Source organism: Ruegeria sp. BG6, assembly GCF_056538465.1.
On the sequence record NZ_JBQFTB010000004.1, the window covers coordinates 201,538 to 218,527 of the forward strand.

At 60.0% G+C, this 16,990-nt stretch carries 18 protein-coding genes; 9 read left to right on the top strand and 9 right to left on the bottom strand.

Features of this window, described 5'->3' with window-relative positions; translation table 11 throughout:
* Nucleotides 1-2: 2 nt before the first annotated feature.
* Together trxA and ACR0JW_RS10180 are read right to left on the bottom strand one after the other, a co-directional pair.
* Nucleotides 3-920: a thioredoxin gene (gene trxA, locus ACR0JW_RS10175; protein WP_170614248.1), complete on the bottom strand. Its 918-nt coding sequence runs from the start codon at nt 918-920 to the stop codon at nt 3-5.
* 76 nt (nt 921-996) lie between these two features.
* Entirely contained in the window at nt 997-1,785 is a 789-nt protein-coding gene (locus tag ACR0JW_RS10180) for an exodeoxyribonuclease III (RefSeq protein WP_170679436.1), read from the bottom strand.
* A 210-nt stretch (nt 1,786-1,995) separates the two neighbouring features.
* Here ACR0JW_RS10180 and ACR0JW_RS10185 point away from each other — a divergent pair, with 210 nt between their 5' ends.
* Nucleotides 1,996-2,238, top strand: coding sequence for a hypothetical protein (locus ACR0JW_RS10185; RefSeq protein ID WP_170679434.1), 243 nt, complete (start codon nt 1,996-1,998; stop codon nt 2,236-2,238).
* 201 nt (nt 2,239-2,439) lie between these two features.
* On the opposite strand, the gene ACR0JW_RS10190 is transcribed toward ACR0JW_RS10185, so the two are convergent.
* Complete coding sequence (locus ACR0JW_RS10190) at nt 2,440-3,126, bottom strand: response regulator transcription factor (protein WP_480713868.1); 687 nt, start codon at nt 3,124-3,126, stop codon at nt 2,440-2,442.
* A gap of 162 nt (nt 3,127-3,288) precedes the next feature.
* On the opposite strand from ACR0JW_RS10190, the gene ribA reads away from it, so the two are divergent.
* Both ribA and ACR0JW_RS10200 read left to right on the top strand, forming a co-directional pair.
* Nucleotides 3,289-4,383, top strand: coding sequence for a GTP cyclohydrolase II (gene ribA / locus ACR0JW_RS10195; RefSeq protein WP_170679432.1), 1,095 nt, complete (start codon nt 3,289-3,291; stop codon nt 4,381-4,383).
* Nucleotides 4,380-4,880 (top strand): L,D-transpeptidase family protein, encoded by a 501-nt coding sequence (locus ACR0JW_RS10200; RefSeq protein ID WP_170679430.1) that lies wholly within the window; start codon nt 4,380-4,382, stop codon nt 4,878-4,880. Before ribA ends, ACR0JW_RS10200 begins: the two co-directional genes overlap by 4 nt.
* On the opposite strand, the gene ACR0JW_RS10205 is transcribed toward ACR0JW_RS10200, so the two are convergent.
* Together ACR0JW_RS10205 and ACR0JW_RS10210 are read right to left on the bottom strand one after the other, a co-directional pair.
* Nucleotides 4,864-5,523 carry a YggS family pyridoxal phosphate-dependent enzyme gene (locus ACR0JW_RS10205; RefSeq protein WP_480713869.1) on the bottom strand — a complete coding sequence of 220 codons (660 nt, stop codon included), beginning with the start codon at nt 5,521-5,523 and terminating at the stop codon, nt 4,864-4,866. The genes ACR0JW_RS10200 and ACR0JW_RS10205 overlap by 17 nt on opposite strands.
* Nucleotides 5,524-5,627: 104 nt before the next feature.
* Nucleotides 5,628-6,692 (bottom strand): porin, encoded by a 1,065-nt coding sequence (locus tag ACR0JW_RS10210; protein ID WP_480713870.1) that lies wholly within the window; start codon nt 6,690-6,692, stop codon nt 5,628-5,630.
* A gap of 282 nt (nt 6,693-6,974) precedes the next feature.
* Here ACR0JW_RS10210 and ACR0JW_RS10215 point away from each other — a divergent pair, with 282 nt between their 5' ends.
* The 4 genes from ACR0JW_RS10215 (at nt 6,975) to holA (ending at nt 11,588) form a co-directional block, all read left to right on the top strand.
* Nucleotides 6,975-7,463 carry a DUF3576 domain-containing protein gene (locus tag ACR0JW_RS10215; RefSeq protein ID WP_480713892.1) on the top strand — a complete coding sequence of 163 codons (489 nt, stop codon included), beginning with the start codon at nt 6,975-6,977 and terminating at the stop codon, nt 7,461-7,463.
* A 72-nt stretch (nt 7,464-7,535) separates the two neighbouring features.
* Nucleotides 7,536-10,073, top strand: a complete 2,538-nt coding sequence (gene leuS, locus ACR0JW_RS10220) for a leucine--tRNA ligase (RefSeq protein ID WP_480713871.1) — start codon at nt 7,536-7,538, stop codon at nt 10,071-10,073.
* A complete protein-coding gene (gene lptE, locus ACR0JW_RS10225) occupies nt 10,060-10,563 on the top strand; it encodes an LPS assembly lipoprotein LptE (protein ID WP_170679423.1) in 504 nt (167 codons plus the stop codon). The genes leuS and lptE overlap by 14 nt, the downstream gene beginning before the upstream one ends.
* Nucleotides 10,560-11,588: a DNA polymerase III subunit delta gene (gene holA / locus ACR0JW_RS10230; protein WP_170679421.1), complete on the top strand. Its 1,029-nt coding sequence runs from the start codon at nt 10,560-10,562 to the stop codon at nt 11,586-11,588. The genes lptE and holA overlap by 4 nt, the downstream gene beginning before the upstream one ends.
* 1 nt (nt 11,589) lies before the next feature.
* On the opposite strand, the gene ACR0JW_RS10235 is transcribed toward holA, so the two are convergent.
* Nucleotides 11,590-12,774, bottom strand: coding sequence for a TIGR03862 family flavoprotein (locus ACR0JW_RS10235; protein ID WP_170679766.1), 1,185 nt, complete (start codon nt 12,772-12,774; stop codon nt 11,590-11,592).
* Nucleotides 12,775-12,821: 47 nt separating this feature from the next.
* Here ACR0JW_RS10235 and ACR0JW_RS10240 point away from each other — a divergent pair, with 47 nt between their 5' ends.
* On the top strand, nt 12,822-13,118 hold the full coding sequence (locus tag ACR0JW_RS10240; protein WP_170679419.1) for an HNH endonuclease: 297 nt from the start codon (nt 12,822-12,824) through the stop codon (nt 13,116-13,118).
* On the opposite strand, the gene ACR0JW_RS10245 is transcribed toward ACR0JW_RS10240, so the two are convergent.
* Genes ACR0JW_RS10245 through ACR0JW_RS10255 form a run of 3 tightly spaced genes read right to left on the bottom strand, consistent with a single transcriptional unit; the run spans nt 13,119 to nt 15,207 of the window.
* On the bottom strand, nt 13,119-13,856 hold the full coding sequence (locus ACR0JW_RS10245) for a VOC family protein (RefSeq protein WP_170824891.1): 738 nt from the start codon (nt 13,854-13,856) through the stop codon (nt 13,119-13,121). It abuts the gene before it with no gap.
* Nucleotides 13,853-14,461, bottom strand: a complete 609-nt coding sequence (locus ACR0JW_RS10250; RefSeq protein ID WP_170679415.1) for an enoyl-CoA hydratase/isomerase family protein — start codon at nt 14,459-14,461, stop codon at nt 13,853-13,855. Before ACR0JW_RS10250 ends, ACR0JW_RS10245 begins: the two co-directional genes overlap by 4 nt.
* Nucleotides 14,458-15,207 carry an SDR family oxidoreductase gene (locus ACR0JW_RS10255; protein WP_170679764.1) on the bottom strand — a complete coding sequence of 250 codons (750 nt, stop codon included), beginning with the start codon at nt 15,205-15,207 and terminating at the stop codon, nt 14,458-14,460. The genes ACR0JW_RS10250 and ACR0JW_RS10255 overlap by 4 nt, the downstream gene beginning before the upstream one ends.
* 134 nt (nt 15,208-15,341) lie before the next feature.
* On the opposite strand from ACR0JW_RS10255, the gene ACR0JW_RS10260 reads away from it, so the two are divergent.
* The gene (locus ACR0JW_RS10260; RefSeq protein ID WP_170679413.1) at nt 15,342-16,859 is read left to right on the top strand and encodes a DUF2125 domain-containing protein; all 1,518 of its coding nucleotides are present in this window, start codon (nt 15,342-15,344) and stop codon (nt 16,857-16,859) included.
* Nucleotides 16,860-16,990: the final 131 nt, after the last annotated feature.

The window sequence follows — 16,990 nt, forward strand, 5'->3', positions numbered from 1 at the left end:
AATTAGGCAAATATCATCGAGCTGAGCTTGCGCCGCCCGTTCAGAACCACAGGGTCATTTGGCTTGAGCGCGTCGAAAATCGTGAACAGCTGGGTTTTGGCGGCTCCGTCGTTCCATTCGCGGTCCCGGCGGAACAGTTCCAGCAATTGCGCCACCGCGTCCTCGACGTCGCCATTGGCATGCAGGGCCTGCGCCAGATCGAACCGGGCCTGATGGTTGCCGGGTTCGGCTTCGACGGCGGCGCTCAGCTCGGCCACCGGGCCTGCATCGGCTGCCTGTTTGGCCAGTTCCAGCTGGGCATGCGCGGCCTCAAGCTCGGCTGTGCCAGAGATTTCGACCGGTGCCCCGTTCAGGATGGCTTCGGCCTGTTCCAGATCGCCAGACGCGATATGCGCACGCACCAAACCACCATAGGCGCCGGCATGGTTCGGATCTTCGCCCAGAATGGCGGCAAAGGTTTGCGCCGCATCGACGGCAGCCCCTTCGGCCAGCATTTCTTCGGCGGCCTGAACGGCATCATCCAACTGTCCGCCCGGGCTTTGGCCACCGGCCGCTTCGATCACGCGGTCCACAAACGCCTTGACCTCGGAACCCGGCACCGCGCCCTGAAACCCGTCAACGGGCTGGCCCTGGAAAAACGCATAGACGGTCGGAATCGACTGAACGCGCATCTGCGAGGCGATCATCTGGGCCTCATCCACATTGATCTTGACCATCTTCACCGCGCCCTTGGCGGCGGTCACGGCCTCTTCCAACTGGGGTCCAAGTGTCTTGCACGGCCCGCACCACGGTGCCCAGAAATCGACGATGACCGGAGTTTCCTGCGACGCTTCGACAACATCGGCCATGAACGTGGCCTCGGTTCCGTCCTTGATCAGATCGGTGACATCAGCGCCGGCTGCGGCGTTCAGAAGTTCCATGGCTTACACTCTCTCGTTCGAACTTGGCCTCTATATGCAACCACAAAGGGCAGAAACCAATAGTAGAGTTGCGGGTTCAAAGGTCGAATGTCGCAAAGACGGGCGCATGGTCGCTGGGTTTCTCCCAACCGCGCGCTTCGCGCAGAATGCGGCTGGAATGGCCCGCGTTCGAAATATCCGGCGTCGCCCAGACATGATCAAGCCGCCGTCCCTTATCCGCAGCATCCCAATCCCGCGCCCGATAGGACCACCAACTGAAAAGCTGGCCTTCGGGGATGTCCTTGCGTGTGACATCGACCCAACCGCCCGCATCCTGCGTTTCGGCCAGTTGCTCGACCTCGATGGGTGTGTGCGACACCACCTTGAGCAGTTGTTTGTGCGACCAGACATCATCTTCGCGCGGGGCGATGTTCAGATCACCGACCAGGATGGATTTTTCGGGTTTCTTCGAATGGAACCAGTCCCGCATATCCGTCAGGTAATCCAGTTTCTGACCGAATTTCTCGTTCACCTCACGGTCCGGCACATCGCCGCCTGCCGGGACATAGAAGTTGTGAATCACCACGCCGTTTTCCAGCCGCCCGGCGATATGGCGGGCATGACCCAGCCCGGCGAAATCCCTATCGCCCACCTCCTCCAGCGGAAGACGCGACAGGATTGCCACGCCGTTATACCCTTTCTGACCCCGCGCGATCAGATGGGTATAGCCCAACTCGGCAAACCCTTCGGTGGGGATTTTTTCGACCGGTGACTTGCACTCTTGCAGACACAGAACGTCGGGGGCCTCTTCCCGCAGCAATTTCAACACGATAGGTTCGCGCAGCCGGACCGAGTTGATGTTCCATGTGGCAATTGTGAAGGGCATGTAGAAGGTCTCCTGTATCGCGGTTGGTGCAACCTAACGCCCCGGTGGTCAGGGTGCCATGAGAAAAAGAACCCGCATGTAATTTGATATGAGGCGCTCGTTTACTTCATTGCTTTATCGAGTTTGCCAATTTCTTGTGACTTCCCGCCAACAGGCTTGCCCGCTGTATGTCGCGGTCACAGGTGTGCATCGGATGAATGAGGCCACACCATGATTGAACACGAACCGCAGCCTGCAGCGTACTACGATCAGAACGGCATCTGGACGCTGGACCCCACGATCGCGGACCACCAGGTGTGCGATGCCTTTGCCGAAGGTGTGAGCGATCTCGTGCAGTTGCTGGACGACAACAAACCGATGTTGTCACGGGACGTTTACGCCCGGCTTTTCGCATCACTGCTGACAATGTCCAGATTGCTCGGAGAGTATGAAGACCGCTGGAAAGACAACTGACTTACATAATGCCAGCGCGCAACCACACGGCCGGAGCGCCGAAATTCACGCGTAAACCTTCGGTTGCAATAAAAAAAGCCGGGCCCGGAGGCCCGGCAGTCCAACAGGGAGGTACATGTCATGACCCGGACATGCGCGGGATACGATCACCTTAAATATGTTTACAGAGTATCACTTTGATCCACCTCAATCCACACCCAGTTACGAAACGAGTCTATAGCCACCCGATTCTGTGACCAAAAGGCGCGCATTGGACGGGTCGGACTCGATCTTCTGGCGCAGGCGGTAGATATGAGTTTCCAGCGTGTGGGTTGTGACACCTGCATTGTAGCCCCAGACCTCGTGCAGCAGGACATCGCGGGCAACAACGCCGTCGGTGGACCGGTACAGGAACTTGAGAATATTGGTTTCTTTCTCGGTCAGGCGAATTTTGCGATCCTCTTCGGTGATCAGCATCTTCATCGCCGGTTTGAAAGTGTAGGGGCCCAGGACGAACACCGCATCTTCAGATTGCTCGTGCTGGCGCAGCTGGGCACGGATACGAGCCAGAAGAACCGGAAATTTGAACGGTTTCGAGACGTAATCATTTGCGCCGGCGTCCAGACCCAGGATGGTGTCGGCGTCGCTGTCATGGCCAGTCAGCATCAGAATCGGGCTTTTTACACCTTGTTTACGCATCAGGCGGCATAGTTCGCGCCCGTCGGTGTCAGGAAGGCCAACATCAAGAATCACCAGATCGTAGATCGCCTCGCGGGCGCGCTCCATGGCTGACGACCCGTCGGATGCTTCGAAGACATCAAAATCCTCGGTCATCACAAGCTGCTCACTCAGAGCTTCGCGCAGATCCTCGTCATCATCCACAAGCAGAATTTTCTTGAGCTGAGCCATGTTCCCGTCCTCCTATGCCTTTTGCATCACTTGCGTGTGGAATATGCAATCAACAAGATTTGCTGCAACTGTCTCACGACCTCGTGTCTGACGTATAGGAAATGTTTCACATTTTCCGCGGATCAGGCTACCTGATGGACGAAACATTATAGGATAACACGGATGAGCCTCATTCCAGACATCTCGGAATTGCTGGCACGGGCGCGGGCAGATCTGCGCATGGGCCTGCCTGTGGTCCTGACAGATGACAGCGGACTTAGCGTGTTGGCCGTGGCGACGGAAACACTCAGCGCGCAAAGGCTTGCCGATCTCAGGGGTCTTGGCAGCGACCCGGTTGTCACGATCACCGGACGGCGGGCAGAAACGCTCAAGGCCCGGGCATATGACGGCGATCTGGCGCGCGTGATCCTTCCGGCGGATGCGGATATTGGATGGGTGCAGGCCGTCGCCGATCCGTCAGACGATCTGAACGCGCCGATGAAAGGCCCCCTGATGTCCGAGCGTCAGGGACATACCAATCTGCACCGGATCGCGATTGCGCTGACGAAATCCGCGCGCCTGTTACCTTCCGCAGTTGTCACGGCAATTGAAGACGGCCGCGCCTTTGCGGCAGCGCATGGACTGACCTGCATTGATCATACGCGCGCGGCACCTCATCTGGCCGACCGCAGCGCCTTGCACGAAGTCGTTGCGGCGCGCCTGCCCATGGAAGTGTCCGAGGCAGGCCGGTTGCACATTTTCCGCCCCGAAGACGGCGGAGAAGAGCATTATGCCATCGAGATCGGACGCCCGGATCGGAGCAAGCCGGTTCTGGCCAGATTGCACTCGGCCTGTTTTACAGGCGATCTGATGGGCAGCCTGAAATGCGACTGCGGCCCGCAGCTTCGCGGGGCCCTGGCCCAGATGGGCACGGAAGGTGCCGGCGTCCTGCTGTATCTCAATCAGGAGGGTCGCGGCATCGGACTGGCCAACAAGATGCGCGCATATTTCCTGCAGGATCAAGGGTTTGACACGGTCGAGGCCAATCACCGCCTAGGCTTTGAGGACGACGAGAGGGATTTTCGCCTGGGGTCGGATATCCTGAAATCCCTTGGCTTCAACGCAGTCCGCTTGCTGACCAACAACCCGGCAAAGATTGCGATGATGGAGAAAACAGGAATCGCCGTAACAGAACGGGTGCCGCTGCAAGTTGGCGAAACGGCGCATAACCGGGGGTATCTGGCGACCAAGGCGGCAAAGTCAGGCCATCTGCTGTGACACCAAATGATCTTGTGCTGACGCCGTGCGGTGTCCGGTTTCTGGGCCGGGTCTTCCCCTGCACCATCGGCAAAGGCGGGATCAGCGCGGACAAGCGCGAAGGCGACGGCGCAACGCCGGTTGGAACGCACCGGATTGTGGCCATGCTGTACCGGCCGGACCGCATTTGCCGGCCAGTGCCATGGGCGCGTCCGATTGGTCCGGGGGATCTTTGGTCTGACGACATGCAGGATGCGGGTTATAACCATCTGGTCCGGGCGCCCTACGCCCACAGCCACGAAAAACTGCGCAGATCAGACCCTTTGTACGATCTTGTGCTCGTCGTTGACTGGAACTGGCCCGACGCGATTCCAGGGCGCGGCTCGGCCATCTTTATTCATCAATGGCGGCGACAGGGGTTTCCCACCGAAGGCTGCGTGGCCTTTCGCTGGGACCATCTGAAATGGATTGCCAGGCGTGTCGCCCAAGGCACGCGATTGATTATCCCTGCGGCCTGACCCGCTCGCCAAAAATTGCCGAACCGACGCGAACATGCGTTGCACCCAGCGCGATGGCTTTCTCGAAATCCCCGCTCATGCCCATGGAAAGTCCGGACAAGCCGTTTCGTGCTGCGATCTTTGCCAGCAAAGCGAAGTGCAGCGAAGGCTCCTCCTCTATCGGAGGAATGCACATCAATCCCTGTACCGGCAGGTCGAGGTCCCGGCACTCGGCAACAAACGCATCCGCATCTGAAGGCATGATTCCGGCCTTCTGCTCCTCTTCCCCGGTATTCACCTGAATGAAAAGGTCAGGGCAGTGGCCCAGTTCCTGCGCCAGACGCGCCAGTGTCTTGGCAAGTTTGGGGCGGTCAACCGAGTGGATCACGTTGCACAGTTCCATCGCCTGACGTGCTTTGTTGGTTTGCAGCGGGCCGATCAGATGCAGGTCAATGCCGTCGTACCGCTCTTTGAAGGCGGGCCATTTTCCTGCTGCTTCCTGCACCCGGTTTTCACCGAAACACCGATGACCCTGATCCAGCACGGCCTGAACCCGTTCATCGGGCTGAACCTTGGAAACGGCGATCAGCTTTACCGCGCCAGCGGGCCGTCCATTGGCAATTTCCGCCTTGACGATACGGTCGGTGATTTCCTGCAGCGACATGGGGTTCCTCAATCTGCCTACCTGCGCAGACAAACACCAAGTCGGCACAAAAGAAAAGGGCAGGTCTTTCGACCTGCCCTCAAACCTTGCGGTTTCAGATCAACTTAGAAGTTGAACTGAGCACCGAAGTCAGCACGGATGGTGCTGCTTCCGCCGCCCGGCTTCGAGCTGCCTACACCACCGCGCAGCGATGCACCGCCGCCCAGGTCGTAGATGGCGCCGATACCATACTGACGGGTGTCGTTGCTTGCCGAACCGTCACCGTATGCTGCGGTGATGGTGGTTGCTGCGCCAACGTTGAACGCCAGCGACAGACCGTATGCGGTGCCGTCGGTGCCGCTTACGCGGGTTTTGTCGTCAGCAACAAACAGGGTGCCCGAGAAGTCGCCCCATTCGCCACCCAGGGTCAGAACAGCCAGGCTAGGCTTGCTGCCGCCGCCCGAAACGTCGGTCTGACCGTAAGCAACAGCGGCAGTGATGTTGCCGAAGCTGTAGGTCGCGCTGACGTCCCAACGGTCGCCGGAACCGGTGACGGTTGTCAGAGCCGGGCCACCTGCGACGGTACCGATTGTGGTGGTCACAGTGTCAACCTGGTCGTACGACGCGCCGAAGGCGAAATCACCAACTGCGTACTGGAAGAACACAGCGTTTGCGCCCGAACCGGTCGAGGAGTACGACAGGAAGCTGTAGTCAACGCCCGAGTACTGACCGATGAACGATTCCAGGCCAGGCTCGTTACCGTAGTAGTTTGCCAAGTTGTCGAACGAACCGGAAACGTTGCCGGCGTCAACACGCAGACCACCGTAGATGACCGAGAAACGTGCGCCGTTCAGGCCAGCCGAGTTGGCTTCGCCGGTTGCCGCGTTTTCGTCAGCCTGCAGACGAACACGACCCGAGAACTCTACGCCACCGTCGGTTTCAACGTTTGCGTCGATGTTCAGACGGAAGCGCGATACCAGGATGGTGTCCGAGCCCTGAACCGATGCAGTCAGGGTTGTGGTGGTGACAGCACCACCGGTTGTCACGGAGCGGACAACGGCGGAGGTCGAGAAGCTACGGTCTTCCTGGTAGCCGATACCAAAACGGCCGTAACCGCTGAAGCGAACATCAGCCGCTGCAACGCTTGCGGTTGCAATCAGAGCGGTCGATGCGAAGAGAACTTTTTTCATCTTGTTTCCCTCGGTTTCAAAAGTTTTTCTACTCGACATATGCCTCAGCACATGTCTCAGCACGGACACCGTTTCGCTCTTTTTACCCCCTTCGCGCAAGCTTACCTTAATTGCGCCGCCTGCATTGGCCCCGGATTGGTGCAAGGATGCCACAGTCGATTTCCACCCCCGGAACCCGCATTCTGCGCCAACATAAGAAAAGAATAGGCTTGTTGCTGCACTGCGCCTTGTCTAGGAGTATCAACCAACAATGCAAAACCAATGAAGCAGGACCTGTCGACGATGCGCCTGAAAACGATTCTGGGTTTGATAATAATGACCGCCGCTGTCGCCGCCTGCGGGCGCAGCCAGCCATTGCCGGGGGATGCACGCTCGTTGACTGTCGATGGCTCTTCGACAGACGAACGCGAACTCAGCGATCCGGGCCGTACAACGATCTGGGATGTCTTCGGACCGAACAACTCCGAGCAGGTCACAAATGTGAACCGCTATCTGTGGCGCGCTTCGCTGGATGTGCTGAATTTCCTTCCAGTACAGGAAGTTGACCCGTTTACCGGTGTGATCGTGACCGGCTATGGCAAGCCGCCGGGTGGCGGGCGCTCGTACCGGGCGACGGTCCATATCAGTGATCCGGCGCTGGCGGCGCGCTCGTTGACCGTTTCGCTGCAAACCAGTGGCGGTGCTCCGGTCAGTGCCGCAACCACCCGCGCGGTCGAGGATGCGATCCTGTCCCGCGCACGCCAGCTACGCATTGCGGACAACAAGTTCTAGCCACCCGCCGCAAATCGCAATATTACCACGCCGGGTTCATGCCCGGCGTTTTCATTCACGAAGGACCGCACCATGTCGCGCTACTCGGCCAACGAAATCGAAGCAAAATGGCAGGAGGCCTGGGACAGGGCCGGGATCTTCACCGCCGACCACAAGGCGGACAAGCCGAAATACTACGTGCTCGAGATGTTCCCCTACCCGTCGGGCCGAATCCATATGGGGCATGTGCGCAACTACACGATGGGCGACGTGATCGCGCGGCATAAGCTGGCGACCGGCCACAACGTGCTGCACCCGATGGGCTGGGACGCGTTCGGGATGCCAGCGGAAAACGCCGCGATGGCGATTGGTGGCCACCCGAAGGACTGGACCTACGGCAACATTGCAGACATGCGCGGGCAGATGAAGCCTTTGGGCCTTTCGATCGACTGGTCTCGTGAGTTCGCTACCTGTGATCCCGAATATTACGGCCAGCAGCAGGCGCTGTTCTTGGATATGCTCGAAGCCGGGCTGGTGTATCGCAAAAACGCCGTGGTGAACTGGGATCCGGTCGACATGACCGTGCTGGCCAACGAACAGGTGGAAAACGGGCGCGGTTGGCGGTCCGGAGCGTTGGTGGAACGTCGCGAACTGACCCAGTGGTTCTTCAAGATATCGGACTATTCCGAGGAACTGCTCGACGCGCTGGACACTCTGGATAACTGGCCCGCCAAGGTACGCCTGATGCAAGAAAACTGGATCGGCAAGTCACGCGGCCTTCAGTTTGGGTTCGAACGTACCGATGGCGAAGAGCCGATCGCCGTATATACGACTCGCCCCGATACGCTGCTGGGCGCGTCCTTTGTCGGCATCTCACCAGACCACCCGATTGCCAAGCAGCTTGAGGCCGAAAACCCCGAAGTCGCTGAATTTGTTGCCGAATGCCGCAAGGGTGGCACCACGGAAGAGGCGATTGAGACCGCCGAGAAGCTGGGTTATGACACTGGCATTCGCGTCAAACACCCGCTGGACCCGAATTGGGAACTTCCTGTCTGGATCGCCAACTTCATCCTGATGGATTACGGCACTGGCGCGATCTTTGCCTGCCCGGCGCATGACCAGCGCGACCTCGATTTCTGCCGCAAATATGGCCTGCCCGTGGTGGACACCTTCTTTGCGCTGGATGACGACACGCCGGTCGACAAGATCGCTTTTGTCCCGCCCAAATCCGAAAAGGTTCGCTGGGTGAATCACTTCGCTGGCCTGACCGAGGCGACGGGTGACGAGGCGATCGACGCCACCGTCGATTTTGCCGAAAAGGCCGGCTGGGGCGAAGGCGTCACCAAATACCGCCTGCGCGACTGGGGTTTGAGCCGCCAGCGCTATTGGGGCTGCCCGATTCCCGTTGTTCATTGTGACAGCTGCGGCGTGGTGCCCGAGAAAAAGGAAAACCTGCCGGTCCGCCTGCCCGACGATGTCACGTTCGACAAACCCGGCAACCCGCTGGACCGTCACCCGACCTGGCGTGACTGCGCCTGCCCGAAATGTGGATCCCCGGCAAAACGCGAGACCGACACGATGGACACCTTTGTCGATTCGTCGTGGTATTTCGCCCGTTTCACCGCCCCGCGTGCAGAAACGCCGACAGATATGGCGGAAGCCGAATACTGGATGAATGTCGATCAGTATATCGGCGGCATCGAGCATGCGATTCTGCACCTGCTCTATTCCCGATTCTTCGCACGGGCGATGAACATCACGGGCCACTTGCCGAAAAAAGCCATCGAGCCCTTCGATGCGCTGTTCACCCAAGGCATGGTGACACACGAAATCTACCAGACCCGCGACGCCAATGGCCGCCCAGTCTATCACCTGCCCGAGGATGTGACCGACGGCAAACTGGCAGATGGCACCGAGGTTGAGATCATCCCCTCGGCCAAGATGTCGAAATCCAAGAAAAACGTGGTCGATCCGGTCAGCATCATTTCTGCCTTCGGTGCCGACACAGCCCGCTGGTTCGTGCTGTCCGATTCGCCACCCGAACGGGACGTGGAATGGACCGCGGCCGGTGCCGAAGCGGCCTACAAGCATCTCAATCGCGTGTGGAACCTTTGCGACAAGATCGGTGCCATGGACCCGGACGCAAAAGGCGAAGGGGATGAGGAACTGCTGCGCGAGATGCATAAAACCATCCGCGATGTGTCGCTGGGTGTCGAAAGCTTCGGCTTCAACGCGGCCATCGCCAAGCTTTATGCCTTCACAAACACGCTGGCCAAATCAAAGGCAGGGGCTTCGGCCCAGAAGCAGGCAATCAAAACGCTGGCACAGCTTATGTCGCCGATGACACCGCATCTGGCCGAAGATATCTGGGCGCATCAGGGCGGAGAAGGTCTGGTGGCGGTCGCCCCATGGCCCGTCGCAGATGAGACGATGCTGATCGACGACACGGTCACGTTGCCGATTCAGATCAACGGCAAGCGCCGCGCGGAAATCAGCGTGTCCAAGGATTTGGCGAAGGACGAGGTTGAAAAAGTCGCGCTCAGCACCGAAGCTGTGCAAAAGGCGCTGAACGGTGCAGCGCCGAAGAAAGTGATCGTAGTGCCGGGCCGGATCGTGAATGTCGTTGTTTGATCGCAAATCGTGGCGGATGCTGCCGCTTGCAGCTTCTCTGATTGTTGCCGCTTGCGGCTTCCAGCCGGTTTATGCCCCCGGCGGTACAGGCGAAGCGCTGTACGGGAAGGTTGTCGTGTCTGCCCCGAATGACGTCGACAGCTATCTGTTGGTTCAGAACCTAGAACAGCGTCTGGGGCGCAGCGCGGAACAGGTTGAGGATTACGACCTGAATGTTCAGGTCGCGACCACGACTTTGGCAGCGGCCATCACTACGACCAACGAAATCAACCGCCTGACCATCAATGGCCGGGCCAACTTTACGCTTGTGTCGAAAGCCACGGGGCAGGTGGTTGCATCAGGTTCAGAGACCAATTTCGTGGCCTATTCGGCTGCCGGTTCAACCGTCTCGACCCTGGCCGGGGAACGCGCGGCCAAGGAACGTCTGATGGTGATGCTTTCGGATCAGATCGTCAATCGCCTGTACGCCACCACAGGTCCGGCCACATGAAGCTCAGCCCGCGCGAGGCCGAGGGGTATTTTACCCGGCCCGACGCGGACAAGGCCGGGCTGCTGATCTATGGCGCGGATGCGATGCGTGTTGCGCTGAAACGGCAGCAGGTTCTGGCGGCCCTTCTGGGCCCCGCCGCCGAGGAAGAGATGCGGCTGACCCGGATCCCGGGATCGGAATTGCGCGGCGATCCGGCGTTGCTGCTGGATGCCATCAAGGCGGTTGGGTTTTTTCCCGGCCCCCGGGCCGCCTTTGTCGAGGATGCGACGGAGACCGCAGCGCCTGCGATTCTGGCAGCGCTGGAAGACTGGGCGCTTGGCGACGCGCAAATCTTTGTGACCGCCGGCCAGCTCAAACCAAGTTCGAAAATCCGCAAGGCGTTCGAAACCCATCCGGCGGCTTATGCCGTGGGTATCTACGACGATCCGCCTTCCCGGGCCGAGGTCGAACGGATTCTATCCGAAGCAGGTCTTCAGAACATTCCCCGCGACACCATGTCGGCGCTGGCCGAACTGGCGGTTGCGCTCAGCCCTGGGGATTTCACCCAGACCGTTGAAAAGATTTCATTATACAAGCGCGGCGACCCTTCTGAGCTGACCATCGAAGATGTCGAATCTTGCGCGCCGCGCTCGACCGAAGCGGCGTTGGACGATGTCCTGAATGTGGTTGCCGAAGGACGAACGGCCGAAATCGGGCCATTGCTTCGCCGTTTGCAGGCGCAGGGCACAAACGCAGTCACCTTGTGCATCGGGGCAACCCGGCATTTTCGCACGCTTTATGCCTGCGCTTCAGATCCGGGCGGTGCAGCGCAGGGTATCGGCAAGCTGCGTCCGCCTGTTTACGGCAAGCGCCGCGACCGGATTTTGCGGCAGGCACAGGGTTGGGGTGCGCAAAAACTGCAAACCGCGCTGACGGTGCTGACCGATACGGACCTTTCCCTGCGATCAGCCGGTCAGACCGCACCCGCGCTGGCACTGGTCGAACGGGCAATGATCCGTCTGGCAATGCTGGCACGGTCGCGCTAGTTCACCCTGCCCGTTCCAGCCATTCCGCCGCCGATCTGCCTGCCCATCGCCCGGTCGCCAGACATGCAGTCAACAGATACCCGCCGGTCGGAGCCTCCCAGTCCAGCATCTCGCCCGCACAGAACACGCCGGGCATGGCGCTGAGCATAAACCCGTCGTCCAAAGCCGCGCGGACAACACCACCTGCGGTCGAGATCGCCTCGTCCATCGGGCGCAATTCCGCGCCACGCACGGGCAAAGCCTTGAGCATTTCGATCGTCTGTTTTGGCGTAAGTGACTGCCCCGCCGTCATTTCGTGAAACAATGCGACTTTCTGCGGCGGCAATCGCAAACTCTTTTTCAACCACTGAGACAGCGTCGTCTTGGTTTTTTTGTCCGAGAACCGGCGGTGCAGCACATCCTCTGCCAGATCGGGCAAGAGATCGACCTGCAATTCCGCGCCGTCGCGCAACGCCGGGGTCAAGGCATACAACCCGCCCCCTTCCAGCCCCGTCGCCGAAAGGGTCGCCTCTCCTCGAGACCGCAGATCACCGGCGCGCCATTCAACTGATTTAAGCGGCGCGCCGAAATGCGGCTGCATATGCGGGCTCCAGGAAACAAAAAGGGCCGAGTTCGATGGGGCGAACGGGGCCAGAGGAACACCTTTCTGCGCAAGATGCGTCACCCAGGCACCGTCCGATCCCAGTCGCGCCCAACTGGCCCCGCCCAGTGCCAGCACCGTGGCGTCACCGGACAGGCTTTGACGACCACCGGGTGTCTCAAACAGCAGTTTTTGTCCTTCCCAACCCAGCCAGCGCCAGCGCGTTCTGATCTGCACACCGGACGTATCCAGTCGCCTTAGCCAGGACCGTAACAAGGGCGATGCTTTCATCGCCTTCGGAAACACGCGACCTGTCGAGCCGGTAAACACTTCTTGCCCAAGATCGCGCGCCCATTCCTGCGCGGCGTGCGCATCGAACTCCGCGATCATCGGGCGCAACCAGTCTGCCGCGCTGCCATAAGACCGGATCAGTGTATCAAAGGGCTCATCCTTGGTCAGGTTCAATCCGGACTTGCCTGCCATCAGGAATTTGCGCGCAACGGATGGTTTGGCCTCAAGCACCAGCACGTCATGGCCGGCACGGGCCAGTTGCTCTGCCGCCATCAGACCCGCCGGACCTGCTCCGATCACCACAGCCTGCGCCATCATTGCCCTCTTGTCATGTGCTTCGGACGGCGCGACTCTGCCATACCATGTTGACAACCGATCCGATCTGCCCGCTTTGCGACCGCCCGATCCCGGAAGGGAGCGGCAGCGTGCACCATCTGATCCCAAAACTCAAAGGTGGCAAGGGCGGACCCACCGTTTTGCTGCACCAGATCTGCCACAAAGAAGTTCACGCCACGCTGACCGAAGCCGAACTCGCGCGCAGTTACAGTACGGTCGAAGCCCTGCGCGCACATCCCCGGCTTGAGAAGTTTCTGATCTGGGTGCGAAAGCGACCGCCCGGCTTCCGTTCCAGGGTTCCGGGCAAGCGGCGCGGGCGCTGACTATGCAGGCAACCATCGATCCCCGGCGGCATCGCTGACCGCAGCACTCAGCCCTTCTATTTCCAGCCCCCGATAATCCGGAACCGGCGAGAATTGCGCATCCGGGACATGCTGAAACTCCAACGTGGTATAGGGGCGTTTCCAAAGCCATTCGCGGTTCTGGACGGCCCAAAGATCACCACTTGGCGGCACGTCTTTCGTAAAAGCGTAAAATTGCAGATCAAATCCATACAGCGCGACATCCTGCATCGACAACAACCGCATGCCCTGCGCCCTGCAGAACTGGTCTTCGGACGCAATGTCACCCGTTCGCAGCGTTACCTGTCCGATACGGGCCCGCGCAAAGGGGTCCTCTGGATCGGCGGCCCCGTCCGGGCGGTTGCCGTCAAAATCATGCTGTAGCAATTCGATGACAAAGCCGTCCGGATCGCTCAGATGTGCCATATATCCGATATCCAGGAACTGCCTTGGCGCGCTGACATCGACGCCCATTCGGCGCAGATGGGCGGCGGCCAGATCAACGTCGGGCACAGTGATCCCGATCTTCCAGTATCGCTGACCCCGGTCGTGCCGATAGCCACCACCTCCGGGCATAAGCAACAGATCCGCATCCTGACCTGCATAACCGACCCGCCGGTTCGGACCTTCCCACCGCACGGACATTCCAAACGCATCGCGGTAAAACCCCGCAAGAGCATCCGGGTCGTCAACACGCAGGCGCAGGGCGGACAACCTCATCGGCACATCCTTGCGATCCCGGCGGCGATTTCGGGATTGGCCGCAAGGCTGTCGGCTGCCAGATCACGGGCAGTGGTCATCAGATGATCCGGCTCGACGATCCTGTCGACCAGACCAAAAGCATAAGCCTCTTGCGCGGAAATTTTCTGACCACACATCAGGATCAGCCTTGTCCGCGCAGGTCCGATCAACGCCGTCATGCGTTTGGCATCGGATGGCTGTGGCAGAAAGCCCAGCTTCATGACCGGATAAAAGACCTTCGTCGTCGGCACTGCGATGCGGATATCGCAAGCCAGGGCCATACCGTTCGCGCCCCCGGCCAGAGTTCCGTTCAGCGCGGCGATGGTCAGGCAGGGCAATGCGGCAATGGCGCCCGAAAGGCGTTCCCACACGTCCGAAATTGCCAGGCCGGCCCGGGCCTCGTCCAGATCCGCGCCCGCGCTGAACACCTTGCCGGCACCGGTCAGGATCAATGCGCGGGCCTGTGTTGCACTTTCGGCGATCTCGGCCAGACGCGCCAGCATGTCCCCGGTCAGCGCGTTAGCCTTGCCGGGGTTGTTGATGGTGACGGTCCACAACCCGTCGGCCTTATCCAGTTCAATCACGTCAGCCCGACCCTTTTGCGGATGTCTTCCTGCCTGAGCGAGATTTCCGTCCCAAGAAACTCATCCGCGTCCGGCGTGCACATCCACAACAGGGCCCGTGCAGGCCAGTCGGCCGGAATATGGTCGCTCCAGTCCAGCTGACTGACGGCGTTGATACCACTGGCCTTGATCACCCGCTGCATGTCCGTCGCAACCGTTCCCGGCGACAGCCCCATCGCGCGAATACCGTGATGGGCCTCTTCCATATGCAGGCACTCGGTCATCATCTTGGCTCCGGCCTTGGACGCGCAGTAATGGCTCCAGGCTTCGACCGGGCTGGAGGCCGCGCCCGAGGATATTGTCAGAACCGTACCACCGCCCGCCGCACGCATGACGGGCAGCGCCGCACGCATCCCGTAGAACACACCCTTGAGGTTGATATCGATCGCCTGGCTCCAGGCCACGGGATCGGCATTGGACAGATGAAAGATCGGCTCAATGACACCGGCATTGCCGATCAGAACATCCAGGCCGCCAAACCGGTCCACGCAATCGGCCACGACCTGTTCCACCTGCGCAAAATCACTGACATCGCAGCTAAGAGCGATGGCGTTGTCACCCAGCTCCGAGGCCAAAGCCTCGGTTTGGTCGCGACTGCGCGCCACCAATGCAACATTGGCGCCGGCTGCGGCAAATACGCGCCCCGCTTCGGCGCCGATACCCCGGCTGGCGCCGGTTATCAGTACAGTTTTCCCTTGCATCGGAATACTCTGCCCCCATTGAAATCATATCTGGGGACTCTGTAACGCGCGCAAGGGGAATTGGTCCAGCCCTGCCCCCTTGACGCCCGCCGCCGCAGGCACGACGATATGCGCAAAAATTCATCGAGAAGGGTAATCCTATGTCGCATTTCCTTCGCCGCAGTTGCGGCGCTGTTCTGGCTTATGCCGTTGTCAGCCAGGGGGCGCTGGCCGACGTAACAGCCAGCGACGTCTGGGCCGACTGGCAGGCTTACTTCACGCAAATGGGTTATACCGTAAACGGCGAACAGTCGGTGTCCGGTGCCGTAACCACCATCTCGGACATGACGCTTGCAATGGCCTTGCCCGAAGAAGAAGGGCAGTTCGTGATCAAGGTCCCGGAAATGACGCTGGGCGACAACGGCGATGGGACCGTCAGCATTGGCTTTCCCGACTCCTTTCCCATGAGCGTCACAGGCAATGCCGAGGGCGAGGAATTCTCTGCCGATGTTGTCTACGCCCTGGATGGGTTGGACATGGTTGTTTCCGGCACCCCGGACGACATGACCTATACCTACACGGCCAATTCCATGGCGGTCTCGCTGGACAACATTCAGGTCGACGGCCAGCCAGTGCCCCGGGAAATTCTGGACGCCAGCATGACGATGACCGGCCTGACCGGCAGTTCGCAGATGCAAATCCGCGACGGGCGCGACATCAAACAGTCCTTTGCGGTGACCGCCCTGACGTACGGGCTTGCCTTTGACGATCCCGAAAGCGGTGAAACCGGCAAAATCGACGGAAAGCTGGACCAGCTTGTCATGGACAGCGACAGCGTGATACCCGCCGACTTCAACATGTCGGACCCGGCGGCGCTGTACGAGGCCGGTTTCGCCTTTTCCGGCAGGTTCACCTATGCATCTGGCCAGACCAATATCGCCGGCACGAGCAAGGGCGAAGCCTTTTCCATGAGCAGCCAGTCCGAAGGCGGCCAGTTCGGCGCTAGCCTCGACGCGCAGCGGATTGCCTACGACATCAACCAAAACAGCACCAGGCTGGCCGTCACCACCGCCGATTTGCCGTTCCCGATCGAAATCGCGATGACCAATGCCGGGCTGAAATTCGAACTGCCGGTTCAGCAATCGGAAGAGGTCCAGCCCTTTGCCTTTGGGTTGAACCTGACCGACTTCACCATGTCCGATGTTTTGTGGGGCATCTTCGACCCTGCGGGCGCGCTGCCCCGCGACCCGGCGACCATCGCGCTGAATAGCACCGGAACGGCCAAGGTGCTGATGAATATCTTCGATCCCGAAGTGGCAGAAGATCTGACCGGCGAAGCACCGGGCGAGTTGCACTCGCTGAAAATCACCGAGCTTCTGGTTTCACTGGTGGGTGCCCGCCTGACCGGCGACGGTGACTTCACGTTCGACAATACCAACACCCAGCAACCTGGCGGCATGCCCGTTCCCGCCGGCGAAGCGAATCTGCAGCTTGTCGGGGCGAACGCCCTGATCGACAAGCTGATCGGCATGGGAGTGATTTCGGACAACGACGCGCTGGGTGCCCGGATGATGATGGGGCTGATGGCCGTACCGGGTGACGCGCCGGACACGCTGAACTCGACCATCAAGTTCACCGAAGACGGTCAGATTCTGGCGAACGGCCAGCGCATCAAATAAGCCAGCCACTGGCACCACGGGTCTGAACGGCCTGTGGTGCCAGCCTCGCACTTCAGCAAATACCGTGACCCGCGGCAGCTCGGGTATAGCGGACACAACAGCGCCGTTCCGCCCTGCCGAACCGGACACGC